Source organism: Saccharothrix xinjiangensis, from assembly GCF_039527585.1.
GTDB lineage: Bacteria > Actinomycetota > Actinomycetes > Mycobacteriales > Pseudonocardiaceae > Actinosynnema > Actinosynnema xinjiangensis.
Genome location: NZ_BAAAKE010000004.1, coordinates 412,470 through 433,183, shown reverse-complemented (window position 1 = coordinate 433,183; position 20,714 = coordinate 412,470). Strand labels below are relative to the sequence as shown.

21 protein-coding genes are annotated in these 20,714 nt (G+C 73.3%); 16 read left to right on the top strand and 5 right to left on the bottom strand.

Translation table 11 applies throughout. The annotated features are described in order from the left end of the window. Positions 1-125: 125 nt before the first annotated feature. Genes purU through ABD223_RS12670 form a run of 4 tightly spaced genes read right to left on the bottom strand, consistent with a single transcriptional unit; the run spans position 126 to position 3,062 of the window. Complete coding sequence (gene purU / locus ABD223_RS12685; protein ID WP_344036300.1) at positions 126-1,004, bottom strand: formyltetrahydrofolate deformylase; 879 nt, start codon at positions 1,002-1,004, stop codon at positions 126-128. 12 nt (positions 1,005-1,016) lie between these two features. After that, complete coding sequence (locus tag ABD223_RS12680) at positions 1,017-1,751, bottom strand: maleylpyruvate isomerase family mycothiol-dependent enzyme (RefSeq protein WP_344036299.1); 735 nt, start codon at positions 1,749-1,751, stop codon at positions 1,017-1,019. 10 nt (positions 1,752-1,761) lie between these two features. After that, a complete protein-coding gene (locus ABD223_RS12675; RefSeq protein WP_344036298.1) occupies positions 1,762-2,565 on the bottom strand; it encodes a class I SAM-dependent methyltransferase in 804 nt (267 codons plus the stop codon). Positions 2,566-2,567: 2 nt separating this feature from the next. After that, positions 2,568-3,062 (bottom strand): DUF2505 domain-containing protein, encoded by a 495-nt coding sequence (locus ABD223_RS12670; protein WP_344036297.1) that lies wholly within the window; start codon positions 3,060-3,062, stop codon positions 2,568-2,570. Here ABD223_RS12670 and ABD223_RS12665 point away from each other — a divergent pair. Further along, on the top strand, positions 3,061-4,170 hold the full coding sequence (locus ABD223_RS12665; protein ID WP_344036296.1) for a UDP-N-acetylmuramate dehydrogenase: 1,110 nt from the start codon (positions 3,061-3,063) through the stop codon (positions 4,168-4,170). The genes ABD223_RS12670 and ABD223_RS12665 overlap by 2 nt on opposite strands. Before the next feature lie 121 nt (positions 4,171-4,291). Next, positions 4,292-5,287, top strand: coding sequence for a chymotrypsin family serine protease (locus ABD223_RS12660; protein ID WP_344036295.1), 996 nt, complete (start codon positions 4,292-4,294; stop codon positions 5,285-5,287). Here the strand turns inward: ABD223_RS12660 and ABD223_RS12655 are convergent. Continuing rightward, positions 5,241-5,972 carry an SDR family NAD(P)-dependent oxidoreductase gene (locus ABD223_RS12655; RefSeq protein WP_344036294.1) on the bottom strand — a complete coding sequence of 244 codons (732 nt, stop codon included), beginning with the start codon at positions 5,970-5,972 and terminating at the stop codon, positions 5,241-5,243. The two genes, ABD223_RS12660 and ABD223_RS12655, sit on opposite strands and share 47 nt — an antisense overlap. A 124-nt stretch (positions 5,973-6,096) precedes the next feature. Here ABD223_RS12655 and ABD223_RS12650 point away from each other — a divergent pair, with 124 nt between their 5' ends. From ABD223_RS12650 to ABD223_RS12585, 14 genes are all read left to right on the top strand, one after another. Further along, the gene (locus ABD223_RS12650) at positions 6,097-7,242 is read left to right on the top strand and encodes a L,D-transpeptidase (RefSeq protein WP_344036293.1); all 1,146 of its coding nucleotides are present in this window, start codon (positions 6,097-6,099) and stop codon (positions 7,240-7,242) included. 487 nt (positions 7,243-7,729) lie between these two features. Continuing rightward, positions 7,730-8,992: a D-inositol-3-phosphate glycosyltransferase gene (gene mshA / locus ABD223_RS12645; protein WP_417750555.1), complete on the top strand. Its 1,263-nt coding sequence runs from the start codon at positions 7,730-7,732 to the stop codon at positions 8,990-8,992. A gap of 50 nt (positions 8,993-9,042) precedes the next feature. Then, positions 9,043-9,528, top strand: coding sequence for a type III secretion system chaperone family protein (locus tag ABD223_RS12640; RefSeq protein ID WP_344036398.1), 486 nt, complete (start codon positions 9,043-9,045; stop codon positions 9,526-9,528). 63 nt (positions 9,529-9,591) lie between these two features. Further along, entirely contained in the window at positions 9,592-10,473 is an 882-nt protein-coding gene (locus tag ABD223_RS12635) for a DUF4349 domain-containing protein (RefSeq protein ID WP_344036291.1), read from the top strand. Positions 10,474-10,884: 411 nt separating this feature from the next. Then, positions 10,885-12,450, top strand: a complete 1,566-nt coding sequence (locus tag ABD223_RS12630; protein ID WP_344036290.1) for an AMP-binding protein — start codon at positions 10,885-10,887, stop codon at positions 12,448-12,450. A 387-nt stretch (positions 12,451-12,837) separates the two neighbouring features. Continuing rightward, positions 12,838-13,179 (top strand): hypothetical protein, encoded by a 342-nt coding sequence (locus ABD223_RS12625; protein WP_344036289.1) that lies wholly within the window; start codon positions 12,838-12,840, stop codon positions 13,177-13,179. Positions 13,180-13,295: 116 nt separating this feature from the next. Beyond that, positions 13,296-14,042, top strand: a complete 747-nt coding sequence (locus tag ABD223_RS12620; RefSeq protein WP_344036288.1) for a phosphoglyceromutase — start codon at positions 13,296-13,298, stop codon at positions 14,040-14,042. Positions 14,043-14,216: 174 nt separating this feature from the next. Further along, the gene (locus tag ABD223_RS12615) at positions 14,217-14,375 is read left to right on the top strand and encodes a hypothetical protein (RefSeq protein ID WP_344036286.1); all 159 of its coding nucleotides are present in this window, start codon (positions 14,217-14,219) and stop codon (positions 14,373-14,375) included. 107 nt (positions 14,376-14,482) lie between these two features. Next, positions 14,483-15,709, top strand: coding sequence for a sensor histidine kinase (locus tag ABD223_RS12610; protein WP_344036285.1), 1,227 nt, complete (start codon positions 14,483-14,485; stop codon positions 15,707-15,709). Next, the gene (locus ABD223_RS12605; protein ID WP_344036284.1) at positions 15,706-16,386 is read left to right on the top strand and encodes a response regulator; all 681 of its coding nucleotides are present in this window, start codon (positions 15,706-15,708) and stop codon (positions 16,384-16,386) included. The genes ABD223_RS12610 and ABD223_RS12605 overlap by 4 nt, the downstream gene beginning before the upstream one ends. Before the next feature lie 27 nt (positions 16,387-16,413). Then, positions 16,414-17,424, top strand: coding sequence for a Ppx/GppA family phosphatase (locus tag ABD223_RS12600; RefSeq protein ID WP_344036283.1), 1,011 nt, complete (start codon positions 16,414-16,416; stop codon positions 17,422-17,424). After that, entirely contained in the window at positions 17,424-18,785 is a 1,362-nt protein-coding gene (locus ABD223_RS12595; protein WP_344036282.1) for a hypothetical protein, read from the top strand. The genes ABD223_RS12600 and ABD223_RS12595 overlap by 1 nt, the downstream gene beginning before the upstream one ends. A gap of 15 nt (positions 18,786-18,800) precedes the next feature. Further along, positions 18,801-19,592, top strand: coding sequence for a sugar phosphate isomerase/epimerase family protein (locus tag ABD223_RS12590; protein ID WP_344036281.1), 792 nt, complete (start codon positions 18,801-18,803; stop codon positions 19,590-19,592). A 196-nt stretch (positions 19,593-19,788) separates the two neighbouring features. Continuing rightward, positions 19,789-20,712, top strand: a complete 924-nt coding sequence (locus ABD223_RS12585; protein ID WP_344036279.1) for a proline dehydrogenase family protein — start codon at positions 19,789-19,791, stop codon at positions 20,710-20,712. Positions 20,713-20,714: the final 2 nt, after the last annotated feature.

Here is a 20,714-nt window from a genome sequence, read left to right as displayed (position 1 = left end):
GGCTCTCCGCGCGTGACCCGAATGTGGAATTCGGGGGTCCTGAACGTTCGACACGGTGGTCCTGAGCGTTCGACTCGCGATGTCCGAGTGGAGGACACGCGATGTCCGAGTGGAGGACACGCGGGTCAGAAGATGACGGTGCGGTTGCCGTGGACCAGGACCCGGTCCTCCAGGTGCCAGCGGAGGCCGCGGGCCAGGACGACCTTCTCGATGTCGCGGCCCTTGCGGACCATGTCGGGGATCGAGTCGGTGTGGTCCACGCGGATCACGTCCTGCTCGACGATCGGGCCCTGGTCCAGTTCGGCGGTGACGTAGTGGCAGGTCGCGCCGACCAGCTTGACGCCGCGGCCGTGCGCCTGGTGGTAGGGGCGGGCGCCGATGAAGGACGGCAGGAAGCTGTGGTGGATGTTCAGCGCCCGCCCGGACCAGTCGGCGCACAGCTCGGTGGGCAGGACCTGCATGAACCGCGCCAGCACGACCGCGTGCGGGTCGTGCGCGTCCACCAGCTGCCGCAGCTGGGCGAACGACGCCCGCTTGCCCTCCGGGTCGTTCGCCGGGAACGGCACGTGGTGGAACGGGATGCCGTGCGCCCTGGTGATCCCGGCCAGGTCGGCGTGGTTGCCGATCACCGCCGACACGTCCACGTCCAGCTCCCGCGACGCCACCCGGCCCAGCAGGTCGTACAGGCAGTGGCCCTCCTTGGACACCAGGATCACCACGCGCCGCCGCTCGCCGGTGTCGGTGACCCGCCACGAACCGGGGTGCGCGCCCAGCTCGCGCGCCACCACGGCGAACCGCGACCGCAGCTCGTCCACGTCGAACCGCAGCGAGTCCGCGCGCACCTCCTGCCGCGTGAAGAACCAGTTCGTGTCCTGGTCGGTGTGGTAGGCCGCCTCCACGATCCAGCCGCCGTGCTCGGCCAGGAACGAGGAGATCCCGGCCACGATCCCGGTCCGGTCGGAGCAGCCGAAGGTGATCACGTAACGTCGCTCAGGCAGAGGCACGACGGCAAGTATCTACGGTCGGGGCAGCGCGGCGGGCAACGACCTGTCCCCGGACACGACCGCGCCGCTCGGCCGGCCCCACACGGCCCGGTACAGCGCGTCCGCGGTGCCCGCGACGGTGGCGTCCGCGTCGGTGCCCGCGTCCTGGACCGGGCCGACCTCCGGCGCCCGCCCCGGGACGAGCCGGACCTCCCAGGCGCGGCCCGCGTCGGCGGCGTGCAGCACCAGCCTGCCCTCGCGCTCGACCGGCGTGCGGCCGGCCTGGCGCGGCAGCATCGTGGTCAGGTACTCGTCCACGCCGTCGGCCGCGAACCGCACGTCGAACAGCAGCGACGGCACCTCGCCGCCGTGCCGGGCGTGCTCGGCGTCCAGCCGGTGGACGGCGACCTCGTGCGCCTGCCTGCGGGCCCAGAACGCGTAGGTGCGGTCGGCCGAGAACGTCCACGCGGGCGTGTTGGACAGGGTGCCCTCCAGCGCGCCGACCAGCTCGTCCGCCCTGGCGTCCCACCACGGCAGCAGCTCGTCCCACGCCTCCGGGTGCGGCTGCGCCCGCGGCGTGGGCCCGTCGGGCGGCGTGTCGAGGGCGCAGAGCGCCCACGAGTGGACGCGGGCCAGGTGGGCCACCAGGTCCTTGACCGTCCACTCGGGACACGTCGGCACGGGCGCGTCGGGGCCGGCGGCCACCGCGGCGGCGCGCAGGGCGGCGATCTGGGACTTCAGCTCGGTCACGAACTCCGCGTGTTCCACCCGTCACAGCCTAGGGACTCACCACGTCCCAGGGCACCGTCATCTCCCCGAGCCGCCACCGCCCGCGGTCGTCCAGCACCGGCCAGCCGCGCGCGGCCAGCAGCCGCACCGACTCCACCCACCGGGCGCGCGGCCCGTACGGGGCGTAGGGCGCGGCGGTCGCCCAGCACGCGTCCAGCTCGGCCAGCAGGGCGTGCACCCGCTCACCGGGGACGTTGTGGTGGATCAGCGCCTTGGGCAGGCGCTCGGCGAGGTCGCCCGGCGACTCCAGGTCGGCGGGCAGGCACGAGAGCGTGAGGGTCCGCGGGCCTTCGGCGGTCAGCGACACCCAGCAGCACCGGCGGCCGATCTCGTCGCACGTGCCCTCCACCAGCACGCCGCCCGGCGCGAGCCGCGACAGCATGGTGCCCCACGCCTCGGCGGCCTGCTCCTCCGCGTACTGCCGCAGCACGTTGAACGCGCGCAGCAGCACCGGCCGGGCCCCCGCCAGCTCGAACCCGCCGCGCCGGAAGTCCAGCCGGGGCGGGTCGGCGGCCGCCTTGCCCGCGGCCACGCGGTCGGCGTCCAGCTCCAGCCCGAGCACGCGCACGCCCGGGTTGAGCGCGCGCAGGCGGGTCGCCAGCTCGACCGTGGTGACCGGGGACGACCCGTAGCCGAGGTCGACCACCAGCGGTTCGCCGTCGGCCAGCAGGTCGCGGTGGGCGTGCGCCAGCCACCGGTCGACCCGGCGGAGGCGGTTCGGGTTGGTCGTGCCCCTCGTGGGCAGGCCGAGGGCGCGGGCCCGGCCCGCGGCGAGGCGTGGGGTGCGGGCCATCGTCAGGAGCGGCGCGCCAACCAGTCCGAGGTGAACCCGGTCTCCTTGTCCAGCAGCCTGGCGACCTGCTCGACGACGATCCCCTCGACCTTGCCGCCCACCAGCGGGATGCCGACCTTCACCTGGCCGACGAGGTGCAGCTCGCTGCCGCCCGCCGTGTCGGAGAGCGTGATGACGCCCTCGATGCGGCCGGGCACGCCGTTCAGCAGGCCCTCGATGGTCCCGGTCAGGCCGGCCTCGGTCCAGGTCTCGGTGCGCGTGATGACCAGGTCGCCGCCGAGCACGCCGCGCGCGACCGACGGCAGGTCCGCCGCGTCCACGCCCTGCCTGAGCTGGTAGGTCGTGGTCTGGCCGGTCGTGGTGAACGTCACCAGCTCGGCGTCCTTGCCGCCCAGGACGGCCAGGCGGTCGCGCAGGTGGCCCTCGTCGACCAGCGCGGCGTACACGTCCCGCGCGGGCCGGGAGGACGTGGTTCGGTGCTCGATGCGGCGTGCCATGTCGCGGAGGCTACCGTTGACGCCCGTGACCACCCCGCCGTCCAGTGCCCGGACGTGGCTCGCCGAGTGCACCACGTTGCGGCTCGGTGGCCCGGCCGCGCGGTTCACGCGCGCCACCACGGCCGCCGAGCTCGTCGAGACCGTCCGCGACCTGGACGCGTCCGGTGAGCCGGTGCTGCTGCTCGGCGGCGGGTCCAACCTGGTCGTCGCGGACGCCGGTTTCGCCGGCACCGCGGTGCAGGTCGGCACGGCGGGCCGCCGGCTCGACCCGCTCGGCGACGGCCTGGTGCAGCTCACCGTCGAGGCGGGCGAGGACTGGGACTCGGTGGTGGCGGAGGCCGTGGCGCAGGGACTGGGCGGGCTGGAGTGCCTGTCCGGCATCCCCGGCCTGGTCGGCGCGACCCCGGTGCAGAACGTCGGCGCGTACGGCGTCGAGGTTTCGCAGGTGCTGACCTCGGTCGACCTGCTGGACCGGCGCACCGGCCGGGTGCACCAGGTGCCCGCCGAGGGCCTGGGCCTGGCCTACCGGACCAGCGTGCTGAAGGGCACCGACCAGGCGGTCGTGCTGCGGGCGCGGTTCGCGCTGACCGCGGGCGGCCAGTCCGCGCCGATCCGGTACGCCGAGCTGGCGCGCGTGCTCGGCGTGGCGCAGGGCGAGCGGGTGCCCGCCGACGCGGCCCGCAAGGCGGTGCTGGACCTGCGGCGCGGCAAGGGCATGGTGCTGGACCCGGCCGACCACGACACGTGGAGCGCGGGCTCGTTCTTCACCAACCCGCTGCTGGACGAGTCCACCTTGGCCGGCGTGCTGATCCGCATCGCCGAGCGGCTGGGCCGGCACGTCGACGTGCCCACCTACCCGGCGGGCGAGGGGCACGCGAAGCTGTCGGCGGCGTGGCTGATCGAGCGCGCCGGGTTCACCCGCGGGCACCGCGGCGCCGGCGGCCGGGTGTCCCTGTCGGGCAAGCACACCCTGGCGCTGACCAACCGCGGCGGCGCGTCCACGGAGGACCTGCTCGACCTGGCGCGCGAGGTGCGCGACGGGGTGCGGGCGGCGTTCGGGGTGGAGCTGCGGCCCGAGCCGGTGCTCGTGGGTTGCGAGTTGGGCTGACCTCGCCCTGACCTGCGCCGAACCGTTGCCGGAGAAGCCGACCGGCCGAACGGGTGACTCCGTGTGACGAATGCTCACTGCGCGCGTTTCATGGTGTTAGGGGTACCCGCGGGAGGCCGTCATGGCTCACCAAGACGACGAGCGCGCGGCCGTCAGGCCGATAAAGAGGCTGGTGGAGGACGATTTCCTGGGTCGGCCCGGCGTGGTGGGCGTCGACCTCGGCGAGAAGACCGCGCGCGGGCGCCGGACCGGCGAGTTGGCGATCGTGGTGTTCGTGCGCCGCAAGGGACCCGCCGCCCAGTTCACCATCCCGACCGACGTGCTGGGCGTGCCCACCGACGTGGTGGAGGACTCCTTCTCGCCGCACCACACCATCGCCTCGCCGGAGGGCGTCGGCGGCGCCGAGCGGCACGACCTGCTCGTCGGCGGCATCGGGATCGGGCCCGGCCGGGCGATCCGGTTCGTGCCGCCCGACGTGCCCGAACCGGACGACTACGTGGTCGCGGGCACGCTCGGCGCGCTGGTCACGCCCCGCCGCAGGCTCGTGGTGATGGGCCTGACCGCGTTCCACGTGGCCTGCGTGGACGACGCGTGGGCGGTCGGCGACCCGATGGTGCACCCGTCCCGCGTGGACGGCGGCCACCCCGTGCACGACCGGGTCGGCGCGCTGGCGCGGGCCGCGCTGTCGTCCCGGGTGGACGCCGCCGCGATCCTGCTCACCACCCCGCGCCACCGGGCCGAGGTGGCGGAGCTGGGCCCGGTGCGCGGGCACGCCGGCGCGCGGGTCGGCCAGCGGGTGCGCAAGCGCGGGCGCACCACCGGCGTCACCGAGGGCGTGGTGGCGTCCACGGACGCCGCGATCACCCTCGACTTCGGCGTCGGCCTGGGCGTGCGCACGCTGCACGACCAGATCCGCATCGAGACCCCGCGCTTCGCCGACCACGGCGACTCGGGCGCCGTCCTCCTGGACGACGCCAACCGGGTCGTCGGGCTCTACCTGGGCGGCAGCGGCAGCCGGGGGTTCGCCAACCCCGTCCAGCCGGTGCTCGACCAGCTCGACGTGGACCTGCTCACGTGCGGTGCGCGCGGCTCGCCGACGCCTGCGCGCGGGGCTTGAGCACGATCTGGTCCAGGTTCACGTGCGACGGCCGGGTGACCGCGAACGCGATCACGTCCGCCACGTCGTCGGCCGTGAGCGGCGCGAGGCCCTGGTAGACGGCCGAGGCGCGCTCGGTGTCGCCGTCGAAGCGGTTGACGGAGAAGTCGGTCTCCACCATGCCCGGCAGGACCTCGGTCAGGCGGACCGGCTGACCCAGCAGCTCGCCGCGCAGGGTGCGGTGCAGCGCCGACTGGGCGTGCTTGGCCGAGGTGTAGCCGGAGCCGTTGTCGTAGGCCTCGAACGCGGCGATCGAGGTGACGGTGACGATGTGGCCGTCACCGGAGTCGATGAGCTTCGGCAGCAGCCCCTTGGTGATCCGGAGCGTGCCGAGGACGTTGGTCTCCCACATCCACCGCCAGTGGTCCTCGTCCGCCTCGGACACCGTGGCCAGCCCCCGCGCGCCCCCGGCGTTGTTGACCAGGACCCGCGCAGCGGGGACGGCGGAGAGGAAGGCCTCGACCGACGAGAGCGACGTCACGTCCAGTTCGAGGGCCGTGCCACCGATCTCGGCCGCGATACCCTGGAGGAGGTCGAGCCGCCGGGCGCCCAGCACCACGTGGAAGCCCTCGGCGGCGAGCCGCCGGGCGGTGGCCTCACCGATGCCCGCGCTGGCTCCGGTCACGACTGCGATAGGACGGTTCACGCAGCGATCTTAGGTGCGGGCCGCGCACCCACCGGGTAAGTCACACGCACGGGGAACGCGCCCGTGTGAGGCATGTCACCCGCACCGGGAGCCGCGTCGGACGTCTTCCGACCAGGAGGTCGTTGTGCACAGGAGATTTGTTGCCCTGCTGGCCGCGCTCACGCTGCTGGCCGGCTGCGGCGCCACCGTGGAACAGGGCACCGCCAAGCCGGTCGGCGGCGACAACCCGCCGGTCGCCAAGTTCACCACCGCGCCCGCCGACGGCGCGACCGACGCGCCGGTGAGCGCGCCGGTCCAGGTCACCGTGGCCGAGGGCACGATCGACCAGGTCGCGCTGACCAACGCGGAGGGCGAGGCGGTCGAGGGCAAGCTCGCCGACGACAAGAAGTCGTGGTCGACCACCGAACCCCTGGGCTTCGGCAAGAAGTACACCTACACCGGCCGCGCCACCGGCACCGACGGCAAACCCGTCGACCTCACCGGCGCCTTCACCACCCTGAACCCGGCCTCCCAGGTGCGGGCCACCCTGTTCCCGGGCGACGACCAGACCGTCGGCGTGGCGATCCCCATCATGGTCAAGTTCGAGGCCGACGTGACCGACCGGGCCACCGTGGAGAAGGCCCTGACCGTCACCAACACCGCGAACGTCCAGGGCAGCTGGGCCTGGCTCACCTCGCGCGAGGTGCACTACCGCCCGGAGAAGTACTGGCCGGCGAACACCCAGGTCCACGTCGAGGCCAAGCTCTACGGCGTCCCCTACGGCAACGGCGCGTACGGCCGGGCGGACGTGACCAGCGACTTCACCATCGGCCGCAACCAGGTGGTGAAGATCGACAACCCGACGCACCAACTGGTCGTCCAGCGCGACGGCCAGACCGTCGCCTCCTACCCGGCGTCCTTCGGACGGGACAACGACGCCGAGCTGACCACCCCGAACGGCACGTTCGTCGTCATGGAGAAGTTCACCGAGTTCAGCTTCGACAACCCCAGGTACGGCTACACCAACGTCCTCAAGAAGTGGGCGGTCCGCTTCTCCAACCACGGCGAGTTCATCCACGAGAACAACGACAACGCCGCCAACATCGGCAAGAACAACACCTCCCACGGCTGCGCCAACCTCCTGGAAGCCGACGCCAAGGCCTACTACGACAGCGCCCTGGTGGGCGACCCGGTAGAGGTGACCAACTCGATCACCACCCTCCCGGCCCAGTACGACTGGTACGACTGGCAGCTCCCCTGGTCCCAGTGGCAGGAGATGTCCGCGCTCTGACTCACGCGCCGGCGCACACGACACCCAGCTCGTGGTTTCCCCGTATGGCCTGGGCGCAGCCCAACCGCGCTTGTCAAGGGGTCCGCACGCCCTTCGCGGACCCCTTGACGAGTGTGGTTGCCTCAGGCAGGCCATACGGGGAAACCACGAGCCCACGCCCTTCCCCCCGGCGGCCTGCCCAGCGGCGAGCGCCGCTTTCAAGCCCTTCAAGCCCTTCAAGCCCGTGAACCTCATTTTCCTCCCGTGAACCCCGCCCCCGGGGAAGCGATGCGACGACCCGAGCGTTGACCTGAGTCGTGCAGACATCTCTCCTCACCGCGGAGAACACCCGGCACCCGCTCCAACGTGACGTTGGCAGCTCCACCGTGCCCAAGAGGGCGGACCACCCGACACTGGTGGTGCACAGCACGGCCACAGAGCCGGGCGCCCCACCCGCCGGCAACCTGGTGGACTTCGCGATGGAGGTCGGTCGGTGAGACGACTCCCGGTGAGACGACTCCCGGTGAAGCGGGTGGCGGTGCTGTCGGTGCACACCTCCCCCCTGGAGCAACCCGGCACGGGCGACGCGGGCGGCATGAACGTCTACATCGTGCAGACGGCCACCCGGATGGCGCGGCTCGGCGTCGAGGTGGAGATCTTCACCCGCGCCACCTCCTCCGAGCTGCCGCCGGTCGCCGAACTGGCGCCCGGCGTGAAGGTGCGGCACGTCGTGGCCGGCCCGTTCGAGGGCCTGGGCAAGGAGGAGCTGCCCGGCCAGCTGTGCGCGTTCACCGCGGGCGTCCTGCGGGCCGAGGCGCGGCACGAGCCCGGCTACTACGACGTCGTGCACTCGCACTACTGGCTGTCCGGCCAGGTCGGCTGGCTGGCCCGCGAGCGCTGGGGCGTGCCCCTCGTGCACACCGCGCACACGCTGGCCAAGGTGAAGAACCTGGCGCTGGCCGCCGACGACACCCCCGAACCCCGGATGCGGGTGATCGGCGAGGAGCAGGTCGTCGCCGAGTCGGACAGCCTGGTGGCGAACACCGACGTCGAAGCCGGCGAGCTGGTCGACCTCTATGCCGCGGACCCGGACAAGGTCCTGGTGGTCCCGCCCGGCGTCGACCTGGAGCGGTTCACGCCCGACGACCCGACCCGGGCCCGCGAAGCCCTGGACCTGCCGCACGACGCGGTCGTGCTGGCGTTCGTGGGCCGCATCCAGCCGCTGAAAGCGCCGGACGTCCTGCTCAGGGCGGCGGCGGAGATGGTCGCCCGGGACCCGGCCCTGCGGGCCCGCCTGGTGGTCCTCGTGGTCGGCGGTCCGTCCGGTTCGGGCCTGAAGACCCCCGACGAACTCGTGCGGCTGGCCGCCGAGCTGGGCATCTCCGACGTGGTGCGGTTCCTCCCGCCCCAGGGCGGCGAGGCGCTGGCCCGGGTCTACCGGGCCGCCGACGTCGTGGCCGTGCCCAGCCACAACGAGTCGTTCGGCCTGGTGGCGCTGGAGGCGCAGGCGTGCGGCACGCCGGTCGTGGCGGCGGCGGTCGGCGGGCTGCCGGTGGCGGTGCGCGACGGGGTGTCCGGCGTGCTGGTCGACGGCCACGAGCCGGGCGCGTGGGCGCGGGCGCTCGCGGAGGCGGCGTTGCGGCGGCGCGAGGAACTGGCGGCCAACGCGGTCGGCCACGCCCACCGGTTCTCCTGGGACCGGACCACGGACTCGCTCCTGGCGGCGTACGCGCAGGCGGGCGAGGTCTTCAGAGAAGAGGTCTTCGCTTGAACACCGACTCGACCACCCACAACTCGAAGAACCCGACCACCGGCGAGGTGATCCGAACCACCGACGAGGTGATCCGGACCACCCTCGACGACCGCGAGCTGAGCTACGAGCACAAGGAACCGGGCAAGTACTTCGTGACCCTGCCCGGCGCCAAGAAGCTCCAGACCAACTGCTGGCTGGTGGTGGGCAGGCACGCGCTGGTCGTGGAGGCGTTCGTCTGCCGCAGGCCCGACGAGGCGCACGAGGAGGTCTACCGGTTCCTGCTGCGGCGCAACGCGAAGCTCTACGGCGTGCACTACACGATCGACACGATCGGCGACATCTACCTGGTGGGCCGGATCGCGCCGCACGCCGTGACGCCGGACGAGCTGGACCGGGTGCTGGGGCAGGTCGTGGAGGCCGCCGACGGCGACTTCAACACCCTGCTGGAGATCGGGTTCGCGGGCGCGATCCGGCGCGAGTGGGACTGGCGCGTCTCGCGCGGCGAGTCGCTGGCGAACCTCCAGGCGTTCAAGCACCTGGTGTCCGAATCGTGATCGTCCCGGCGCAACTGGTCTGACCCCGTTCCCCGTCCCTCCTCCGACGAAGGGGAGGAACAGATGGGCAGACAGATCGCGCTGGTGCTGGTGGCCCTGGTGGCGCTGGCCGGGTGCAGCGCGTCGAGCGACTCGTCGTCCGGCGCGCCCGACGTGGCCGCACCGGCCCAGGCGCAGACGCCGGGCGGCTTCGAGAAGGGCTCGCCGGAGGACCAGTCGGCCGCCGACCGGCAAGCCGCCGACCAGCCGACCGCCGAGCAGGCGACCCGGCACCTGGTCCGCAGCGCGACGGTGGAACTCGTCGCCGCCGACGTCACCGGCACGCTGACCAGGCTCAAGGACCTGGTCACCGTCCAGGGCGGCTACTCGGCGCAGGAGAACGCGACACCGGGCCGGGCCTCGGTCACCCTCCGCGTGCCGGGCGAGCGGCTGGACGGCGCCCTGAAGTCGATCGCGGAGCTGGACGGCGCCGAGGTCGTCCGCCGCGAGGTGCGCACCGAGGACGTGACCGAGCAGGTCGTGGACGTCGAAGCGCGCCTGGCCAACCAGCGGGCGAGCGTGGAGCGCGTCCGCGCGCTGCTGGAGCGCGCCGGCTCCACCTCCGAGATCACCGACATCGAGGCCGAGCTGACCAAGCGCCTGTCGGAGCTGGAGTCGCTGCAACGCAGGAACGACACCCTCAAGGGGCAGGTCGCGATGGCGACGCTGACCGTGACCATCGGCGAGCGGCCGGTCGAGCCGACGGCCCCCGCGCCGGACGACGACGACTTCCTGGGCGCGTTCGCCGACGGCTGGCGGGCCCTCGTGTCCGGCCTCAACGTGCTGCTGGTCGTGATCGGCGCGGTCCTGCCGTTCGCGCTGGTGCTCGGTGTCCCGGGAGTCGCGGCGTACCTGTGGTGGCGGCGGCGCAAGGGTTCACTGACGGAGGTAACTCTTCCGAAGTAAGAGGTCTACGCAGAGTTGCCCCGCGGGAGCGCGGGGCGGCTTGGGAGAGAGGGGGAGTCGCGAGCTCAAGCCGCCCCGCGTTGGTCCCCGCTGCGGTGGATCCCGGGCGGGGGGGAGCCCGGTGTTCCCAGCGGGCCCGCGGTTCGACGGGGGGAAAGCGAACCGCGGTTGGCGCCAGGCGAGTCGTCGGAGTGCGTGGGAGCCGACCCGCGAGGCCCTGCCAACTTGGCAGATCCGCGGTGATCACCACAAGGGCCGGCGCTACTCCGTCCGAGTGTTCTTAGCCGAATTAAGTAACGCTGGCTCGTGTCGGTGAGACCACCGGTTTCGTCCCTGGCGCGCCTTGACCGGGAGTGGTGTGTACCACACGATGGCGGGATCACCGCCCCCTCGGGAGAATGAGGCAGCCGCATGGTCTTCCGCAGTCCGTACCCCGATGTCGAGGTCCCGGACGTCTCGCTGCACGAGTTGCTGTTCGCCGACCTCGGCGACCGGACCGACCGGGTGGCCCTGGTCGACGGCGGCTCGGGCGCGTCCCTGACCTACTCCCAGCTCGCCGGCGCGGTCGACCGGCTGGCCGCGGCGCTGGCCGCGCGGGGCATCGGCAAGGGCGACGTGGTCGGCATCCTCAGCCCGAACACCCCGTACTACGCCGTGGTCTTCCACGGCGTCCTGCGCGCCGGCGCCACGGCGACCACGATCAACGCCCTCTACACCGCCGACGAGGTCGCGCACCAGCTGGCCGACGCGGGCGCGAAGATGCTGTTCACGGTGTCGGTGCTGCTGCCCAACGCCGCGCCGGGCGCGGAGAAGGCCGACGTGACCGACGTCGTCCTGCTCGACGGCGCGGAGGGCTACCCGAGCCTGGGCGAGCTGCTGGCCAACGACCACCCCGTGCCGTCGGTGGAGATCGACCCGGCCGAGGACGTGGCCGTGCTGCCGTACTCGTCGGGGACCACCGGGCGGGCCAAGGGCGTGATGCTGACCCACCGGAACCTGGTGGCCAACATCGTCCAGTGCGGCCCGATCCTGGAGGTCGGCGACACCACCAAGATCCTCGCCGTGCTGCCGTTCTTCCACATCTACGGCATGCAGGTGCTGATGAACAACGGCCTGCACGTGGGCGCGACCGTGGTCACCATGCCGAGGTTCGACCTGCCGGAGTTCCTGCGGGTGATCCAGGAGCACCGCACCAACCTCGTCTACATCGCCCCGCCGGTCGCGGTGGCGCTGGCCAAGCACCCGCTGGTCGACCAGTACGACCTCTCGGGCATCGAGACGATCTTCTCCGGCGCCGCGCCGCTGGACGTCGAGCTGGCGGCCACCGTCGCCGAGCGGCTGGGCTGCCGCGTCTCCCAGGGCTACGGCATGACCGAGATGAGCCCGGTCAGCCACGCCATCCCGGGCGGCCGCGACGACATCTCCGTCGGCACGGTCGGCGTGATCATCCCGAACATGGAGTGCCGCCTGGTCGACCCGGCCACGGGCGAGGACGTCGGGCCCGGCGAGCGCGGCGAGCTGTGGTGCCGCGGCCCGAACGTGATGAAGGGCTACCTGAACAACCCCGAGGCCACCGCGGCGACCCTGGACGCGGACGGCTGGCTGCACACCGGCGACGTGGCGGTGATCGACGAGGCCGGCCTGGTCACCATCGTCGACCGGGTCAAGGAGCTGATCAAGTACAAGGGCTACCAGGTGCCGCCGGCCGAGCTGGAGGCCGTGCTGCTGACGCACCCGGAGATCGCGGACGCGGCGGTCGTGGGCGTGCGCGACGCGGACGGCGAGGAGGTGCCGAAGGCGTTCGTGGTGCGCCAGGCGGGTTCGTCGCTGGACGGCACGGGCGTGATGGAATTCGTGGCCGCGCACGTCGCGCCGCACAAGAAGGTGCGGGTGGTGGAGTTCATCGAGGCGATCCCGAAGTCGGCGGCGGGCAAGATCCTGCGCAAGGACCTCCGGGCCCGCGAAACCGCGTCCTGACCCGGCGGGGCGCGACCGGGAACACCGGTCGCGCCCGACCGCGCCACCACCGCCCCGCGCCACCACCGCCCCGCGCCACCACCGCCCCGCGCCACCACCGCCCCGCGCCACCACCGCGCCGCGCCGCCCTGCCGCGCCGCCGCGCTGCCCCGCCTGCTGTTGCCCGCCGCCCCGCCTGCCGCTGCTGGCGCTGCCGCCGCCGCTGGACCGGGCCGGTCGTCCCACTCGTCCCACCACCCCACCCGGTGTTGGTAACCCGACGGTGGCGGGTCGTTCCCACGATCGTGTCTATGTCCTGGTTCCGGGGTGGTCCGGGCACCGGGTCCGGACCAGCATGTCCGGGTGCACTTCGCACATCCCCCGATGATTCATTACGGAGATCCACGCATGCGCACCCTTGGAAGGCTGGTCGTCGTGGCCGGCGCGACGGCAGCGGTCCTGTTCGCAGCCCCGGCGGCCTTCGCCGCCCCCGGCAACCTCGGAGACCTCGGCTCCCAGACCGGCACCCAGGCCGGCTCGCCGGCGGACGTCGCCAAGGCCATCCCGGAGCTGCCGGTGGTGAGCGGGCTCCTCTCGATGCTGGGCACCGGCATGAGCGGCCCGCTGGGCAGCCTGGGCAGCACCAGCGGCACCACCGCCGGCGATGGCCAGGGCGGCGCCCTGGGCGGCGGTCTGACCGGTGGCCTGGGTGGTGGCCTGGGTGGTCTGACCGGCGCGCTCGGCGGCTGACCCCCGCGCTCGAACCGGTGCGGCGGACCGGCTGGAGCGACCGGCCCGCTGCACCGATAAAGATCACAGCGACCACCCGCGTGAGCAGGCACACCCCATCTGGCAGGCTGACGCCCATGGCTGTCGGAACCCTGGTGCTGCTCCGCCACGGCGAGAGCGTCTGGAACGCGGAGAACCTGTTCACCGGCTGGGTGGACGTCCCCCTGTCGGAGAAGGGCGTCAACGAGGCGAAGCGCGGCGGCGTGCTGATGCGCGAGGCGGGGGTGCTGCCGGAGGTCTTGCACACGTCGCTGCTGCGGCGCGCGATCTCCACCGCGAACATCGCCCTCGACGCGGCCGACCGGCACTGGATCCCGGTGCGCCGGGACTGGCGCCTCAACGAGCGCCACTACGGCGCGCTCCAGGGCAAGAACAAGAAGCAGACCCTGGAGGAGTTCGGCGAGGAGCAGTTCATGCTCTGGCGCCGCTCCTACGACACCCCGCCGCCGCCCATCGAGACCGGCGCCGAGTTCAGCCAGGACAGCGACCCGCGCTACGCGGACCTCGGCGCCGACCTGCCGCTCACCGAGTGCCTGCTGGACGTGGTCAAGCGGATGATCCCCTACTGGGAGTCCGCCATCGTGCCCGACCTGCGGGCCGGCCGGACCGTCCTGGTCGCCGCGCACGGCAACTCGCTGCGCGCCCTGATCAAGCACCTCGACGGCGTCTCCGACGAGGCCATCGCGGGCCTGAACGTGCCCACCGGCATCCCGCTGCGCTACGACCTGGACGAGGACCTCAAGCCGATCACCGCGGGCGGCACCTACCTGGACCCGGACGCGGCGGCCGACGCGATCAAGGCCGTGGCCAACCAGGGCCGCTGAACCAGGGGCCGCCGAAGCGCGGTCGTCAGCTCCACCACGCGGCGGCGGCCCGCGCACGGGGACACCCCCGGCGCGCGGGCCGCCGCCGCGCCCGTCCAACCCCGGTCCAGCGCGGCCGGCTCACCGAGCGCACCGAGCGCACCGAGCGCGAACGACCGCACGCAGCCCCGCCACGTGGGCCCCAACGCCCTCGGCCGGCCCGCCGCCCCCGAGAACGCCCGGGCGCTCCTCACCCCCGGCACGTCCTCGGCGCGTCACCTGGAGGAGGACCTGGCGTCGGCGAACCTGCACCTGTCCGAACACGACCCGACTCAATTGGACACGATTGGGTGAACTGCGGTCGTCTGCCGAGAGAACATCGGTCTCGGACGTGTCATGGGAGTCACGAACCACGTTCGCGCACTAGGCCATACCCGCCCTGAGCTGCTTACCATGCGATTGTGACCGCAACGGGTTACTTCGTCCTGTCGATCGGCGCTCTGCTGATCGGCGGTGTGGCGTTCATCGTCGGCCGCGTCACCGCGCGCACCCGCGACAACCGCCCCAAGGGCCTCACCGTCGCCGACCTGATGGCCATGGTGGTCCGCTCCTCCCACGACGGCATCGTGGTCCTCAACGGCTTCGGCGACGTGGTGCTGCACAACGCCAGGGCCGAGGAGCTGGGGGTGGTGCGCGGCAGCCGGGTGGACGAGCGGGCCCGCCGGGCCGCCGAGCTGGCCCGCCAGGGCGGTGACGTGGTCTCGGTGGACCTGTCGTCGCTGGAGGTCATCAAGGGGCGGCAGCCCACCGCCGTGCACGCGTCGGTGAAGGTGCTGGTCGAGGGCTTCGTCGTGGTCGAGGCGTCCGACGAGTCCGACGCCGTGCGGCTGGAGGCGACCCGGCGCGACTTCGTGGCCAACGTCAGCCACGAGCTGAAGACCCCGGTGGGCGCGCTGGCGCTGCTGGCGGAGGCGGTGCTGGACGCCTCGGACGACCAGGAGCAGGTGCGCCGGTTCAGCGCCAAGATCATGCAGGAGGCCACCAGGCTGGGCACGCTGGTGACCGAGCTGATCGCGCTGTCGCGGCTCCAGGGCGCGGAGAAGCTGCCCGAGCTGAGCCCCGTCGAGGTCGACGTGGTGATCAGCGAGGCGATGAGCCGCACCAAGCTCGTCGCCGAGGGCGCCGACATCGCCGTCACCACCGACGAGCCCAGCGGCCTGATCGTCGAGGGCGACCGGACGCTGCTGGTCACCGCGCTGACGAACCTGCTGGACAACGCGGTCGCGTACTCGACGCCCGGCAGCCCCGTCTCGGTCAGCCGCAAGCTCGTCGACGGGTACGTCGAGATCGCCGTCACCGACCGCGGCATCGGCATCGCCGAGGACCAGCAGACCAGGGTGTTCGAGCGCTTCTACCGGGTCGACAAGGCCCGTTCGCGGGCCACCGGCGGCACGGGCCTCGGCCTGGCGATCGTCAAGCACGTCGCCAACAACCACGGCGGCGAGGTGAAGCTGTGGAGCCTGCCCGGCACCGGCTCCACGTTCACCCTGCGCCTCCCGGCCCACCCCGACGAGGACGAGCCGACCGCCGACCTGCCCAGGGCGGCGCTGACCGGGACCGACCCGGTCGGGCAGGAGCTGACCACCGTGCCGACCGGCGCGGCAGGCAACCACGGAGGAGAGCTGTGACCAGGGTGCTCATCGTGGAGGACGAGGATTCCTTCGCCGATCCGCTCGCCTTCCTGCTGCGCAAGGAGGGCTTCACCGCGGCGCTCGCGGCCACCGGCCAGGAGGCGCTGGAGGAGTTCGACCGCAACGGCGCGGACATCGTGCTGCTCGACCTGATGCTGCCGGGCATGAGCGGCACCGACGTGTGCAAGCAGCTGCGCGCCCGCTCCGCCGTGCCGGTGATCATGGTCACCGCCCGGGACAGCGAGATCGACAAGGTCGTCGGCCTGGAGCTGGGCGCCGACGACTACGTCACCAAGCCGTACTCGGCGCGGGAGCTGATCGCCCGCATCCGCGCGGTGCTGCGCCGCGGCGGCGAGTCCGAGGAGCTGTTGCCGCAGGTCCTGGAGGCGGGTCCGGTGCGGATGGACGTCGAGCGGCACGTGGTGACCGTCGACGGCGCCGAGGTGAGCCTGCCGCTCAAGGAATTCGACCTGTTGGAGTACCTGCTGCGCAACGTGGGCCGGGTCCTGACCCGCGGCCAACTGATCGACCGGGTGTGGGGCGCGGACTACGTCGGCGACACCAAAACCCTGGACGTGCACGTCAAGCGGCTGCGGTCGAAGATCGAGCCGGACCCGTCGGCGCCCCGGCACCTGGTGACCGTGCGCGGACTGGGATACAAGTTCGAGTCCTGATCACCCCGACCAGGTACGGTGCACCGCGTGCGCCTCGGGGTGCTTGACGTCGGTTCCAACACGGTCCACCTGTTGGTGGTGGACGCTCATCGGGGTGCCCACCCGACGCCGATGAGTTCGGAGAAGTCCGTGCTGCGCCTCGCGGAGCAGCTGGACGGCTCCGGCATGCTCTCGCGCCGGGGCGCGGACCAGCTGGTGCGCTCCGTCGCCGCGGCCAAGGCGGCGGCGGAGCGGCTGGACTGCGAGGACCTGATGGCGTTCGCCACGTCCGCGGTGCGCGAGGCGGGCAACTCGGCCGAGGTGCTGGAGCGGGTGCGCGGCGAGACCGGCGTGGACCTCCAGGTGCTGTCCGGCGAGGACGAGGCCCGGTACACGTTCCTCGCGGTGCGCCGCTGGTACGGGTGGTCGGCGGGCCGGCTGCTGTGCCTGGACATCGGCGGCGGGTCGCTGGAGCTGGCCATCGGCGTGGACGAGGCGCCCGAGGAGGCGTTCTCGGTGCCCCTGGGCGCGGGCCGGCTGACGCGCACGCGGTTCGCGCACGACCCGCCGACGCGGGACGAGGTGCGCGAGACCGCCGAGTGGCTGACCGACCAGCTCGCGCCGGTGGCCAAGAAGCTCCGCCGAGCGGGTGAACCCGATCGAGTGGTTGCGACCTCAAAGACCTTCCGGACGCTGGCGCGGTTGACCGGTGCCGCGCCATCATCTGCCGGGCCGCGCGCGCGGCGGGTGCTGACCGACGCCGGTCTGCGGCAGCTGATCGCGTTCATCTCGCGGATGCCGGCCGCCGACCTGGCCGATCTCGAAGGGGTGAGCGCCGGCAGGGCGCACCAGTTGGTGGCGGGCGCGATGGTGGCGGAGGCCACCATGCGAGCCCTGTCACTGAGCGAACTGGAGATTTGCCCCTGGGCCCTGCGGGAAGGTGTCATCCTGCGCCGGCTGGACCACACTAATGGACTGGACCAGGACGCCGAGGCGGGTCGCACCCGCCGGACCGGTGACACTGGACGGACTGGCCGCCACGGGGCACGGTGGAGTTGATGAGTCGAGAGAGCGAGTCGGAGCGGACCCAGCGCACCGTCGCGGAGTTGCTCGCCCAGTACGGCGGCGGCGCCGGCGGCGAGGTGGCGCCGCGGCGGCGACGCCGACGGGCCGAGGACGCCTCGGACACCGCTCCACAGGCGATCATCGAGCGGGTCAACTCCGACAGCGGGCGGTTGCTGCCGGTGCGGGACGAGCCCCCCGCGCAGCCGCCGCAGACCCCGCCGCCCCCGCCGCGGGACGTCGAGGCCGAGCGGACGGCCTACCAGCCGCCGGTCCAGCCGCCGCCCGCCGCACCGCCGGTGGCCGGCGCGCCGCCCCGCGGTGAGCCGCCCTCCCGGGCCGCGCCGCCAGCCACGCGGTCGCCGGTGGCGCCGGAGCTCGGCGGGCGCAGGCGCGCCCCGGACGTCGACCCGGCCGAGGAGACGCGCGTCGTACCGCCGATCGTGGACGACTTCGGCGCCGAGCCGGTCCGGTCCGGCGCGCCCGCGCCGCCCGTGCCGCCCGCCCCGTCCGCGCCGGACCTCTCCAGGCTCAACCCCCAGGTGGGCGCCGAGGCGACCAGGCTCACCCCGCCGGTCGGCCCCGACGCGACCCGGTTGACCCCGCCCGTCGGGGCCGAGGCGACCAGGCTCACGCCGCCCGTGGTGCCGGAGGCCGCGCGGACCAGCCTGGTCCGCCCGGTGTCGCCGCCCGTGCCGCCGCCCGTGCGCGAACCGGTCACCGAGGTGCTGCCGCGGGTCCCGGACGAGCTCAGGCCCAACGTGCCGCTGGAGTCGCTGCCCACCGAGTCGGTGCTGATCGTGCCGCCCGCGCCGCCGAGGCTGCCCGAGCCGCTGCCCGACCAGTCCGCCGAGGACTGGTTCGGCGACGACGGGCCGGAGGGCGGCCCCGGCGTCGCCAACCGGCTCGAACGCGGTGACCGCGGCGCGCGACCCGAGCCGGAGAGCACCCAGTTCCACCCCTACGTCGACCTCGACGAGGAGGACGAGGACGACGACTACGCGCCGCCGTCCCGCGGCCGCCGCTTCGACGACGACGAGCCCGCCGGGCTCTCGGACGTGGACGAGGTGGACGACGAGCCCGGGGGCGACCGGTCGGCGGGCAAGGAGTGGCTGGTCATGCTCGGCCAGCTGGCCGTCGGTGTGGTCGGCGGCGCGGCGCTGTGGCTCGGCTTCAACTTCCTGTGGCGGACCCTGGCGCCCGCGGCCCTGGTCGTGGCGCTGGTGGTGACCGTCGGCCTGGTGATGCTGGTCCGCAAGATCCGCCGGGCCGACGACCTCCAGACCACCGTGCTGGCCGTGCTCGTCGGCCTGATCGTGACGGTCTCACCGGCGGCGATGCTGCTGGTGAAGTCCTGATCCGGTGGTGAGGACGTGATCCCGGTCGGCCTGTCCACGGCGGCCGTGTGGCCGCAACCCGCCGGGGCCGCGTTCGAGGCCGCCGCCGAGCTGGGGTACGACGGGGTCGAGGTCATGGTGTGGGCCGACCCGATCAGCCAGGACGTGGGCGCGCTGCGCCGGCTGTCGAACCGGACCGGCGTGCCGGTGCTGGCCGTGCACGCGCCGTGCCTGCTGATCAGCCAGCGGGTGTGGTCGCCCGACCCGGCCGAGCGGTTGCGGCGCAGCGTCGTGGCGGCCGGCGAGCTGGGCGCCCGCACGGTCGTGCTGCACCCGCCGTTCGCGTGGCAGCGGCGCTACGCCGAGGCGTTCCCCGAGCTGGTGGCGTCCCTGGAGGACGACAGCGGCGTGGCGATCGCGGTGGAGAACATGTTCCCGGTCCGCCGGCCCCTCGGGCGCGGCCGCTCGGTGCAGATCACCGCGTTCCGGCCGTCGATCGACCCGACCGACGTGGGGCACCGGAACTACACCCTGGACCTGTCGCACGCCTCCGCCGCGCACGTGGACGCCATGGAGCTGGCCAAGCGGATGGGCGACAACCTCACCCACGTCCACCTGGCCGACGGCTCCGGCCTGCCCAAGGACGAGCACCTGGTGCCGGGCCGGGGCACCCAGCCGTGCGCCGAGCTGCTGGCCCACCTGACCCGCACCGGCTTCACCGGCCAGGTCGTCCTGGAGGTCAACACCCGCCGCGCCCGCACGGCCCCCGACCGCACCGCCCTCCTGGCCGAATCCCTGGCCTTCGCCCGCCGCCACCTCCCCACCTGACCCTCCCCGCGCGAGTCGTGCGTCCAGGACCCCCGTGTCGAACGTCCAGGACCACCGTGTCGTACGTCCAGGACCCCCGAGTTCAACGCCCAGGTCGGCAAACCTCGCGCGTGTCACACGATCGGGTCCGGCGTGTCGTGCGTTCAAGAGCGGTGGGCCGGGTCCGCGCGGCCGTGCTCGGGTTAGGGTCTTGATCGTGAATCCGTTGCGGACCCTGATCCTGGCCGCCGCGGGCAACGAGGCGGTGCGCAGGGTCGTCGCCACCGCGCCCGTCAGCCGCGACGTGGTGCGCCGGTTCGTGGCCGGCGAGACCGCCGCGGACGCGCTCGACGTGGCCGGCCGCCTGGTGGGCGACGACCTGCGGGTCACCCTGGACCACCTCGGCGAGGACGCGGTCACCAGGTCGGCCGCCGAGCGGACCGTGCTGGCCCACCTGCGGCTCCTCGACGAGCTGCACGCCGCCGGCCTGGCCGCGGACGTCGAGGTCGACGTGAGGCTGTCCGCCGTCGGGCAGGCGCTGGACGAGGCGCTGGCGCTGACCAACGCCTCCCGCGTCTGCGCCGCCGCCGAGCAGGCCGGCACCACGGTCACCCTCGACGTCGAGCGCCACGACGCGGTCGAGCCCACCCTGCGCGTGCTGGCCGAGCTGCGCCGCGCCTGGCCGTCGACGGGCGTGGCCCTCCGGGCGCACCTGCGGCGCACCGCCGACGACTGCCGCGAGCTGGCCGGCACCCGCGTCCGGCTGTGCGGCGACCCCGCGGGCGGTGAACCCGGGTCGGTGGCCCTCACCGACCCGCACGAGGTGGACCTCAACTACGTCCGCTGCGCCAACACCCTGCTGGAGGCCCCCGGCCACCCGGTGTTCGCCACCCGCGACCCGAGGCTGCTGGAGATCGTCGCCGAACGCGCCCGCTGGTACGGGCGGCCCGTCGACAGCTTCGAGTGCCAGCTGCCGTACGGCGTCCGCCCGGTCGCGCAACGGCACCTCGTCGCCGAGGGGCACGTGGTGCGCGTCCACGTGCCGTACGGCGACCAGTGGTACGGCCACCTGGTGCGCCGCCTGGCCGAACGCCCGGCGGACGCCGCGTCCTTCCTGCGCTCGCTGCTCGGCCGGTCGTGAGG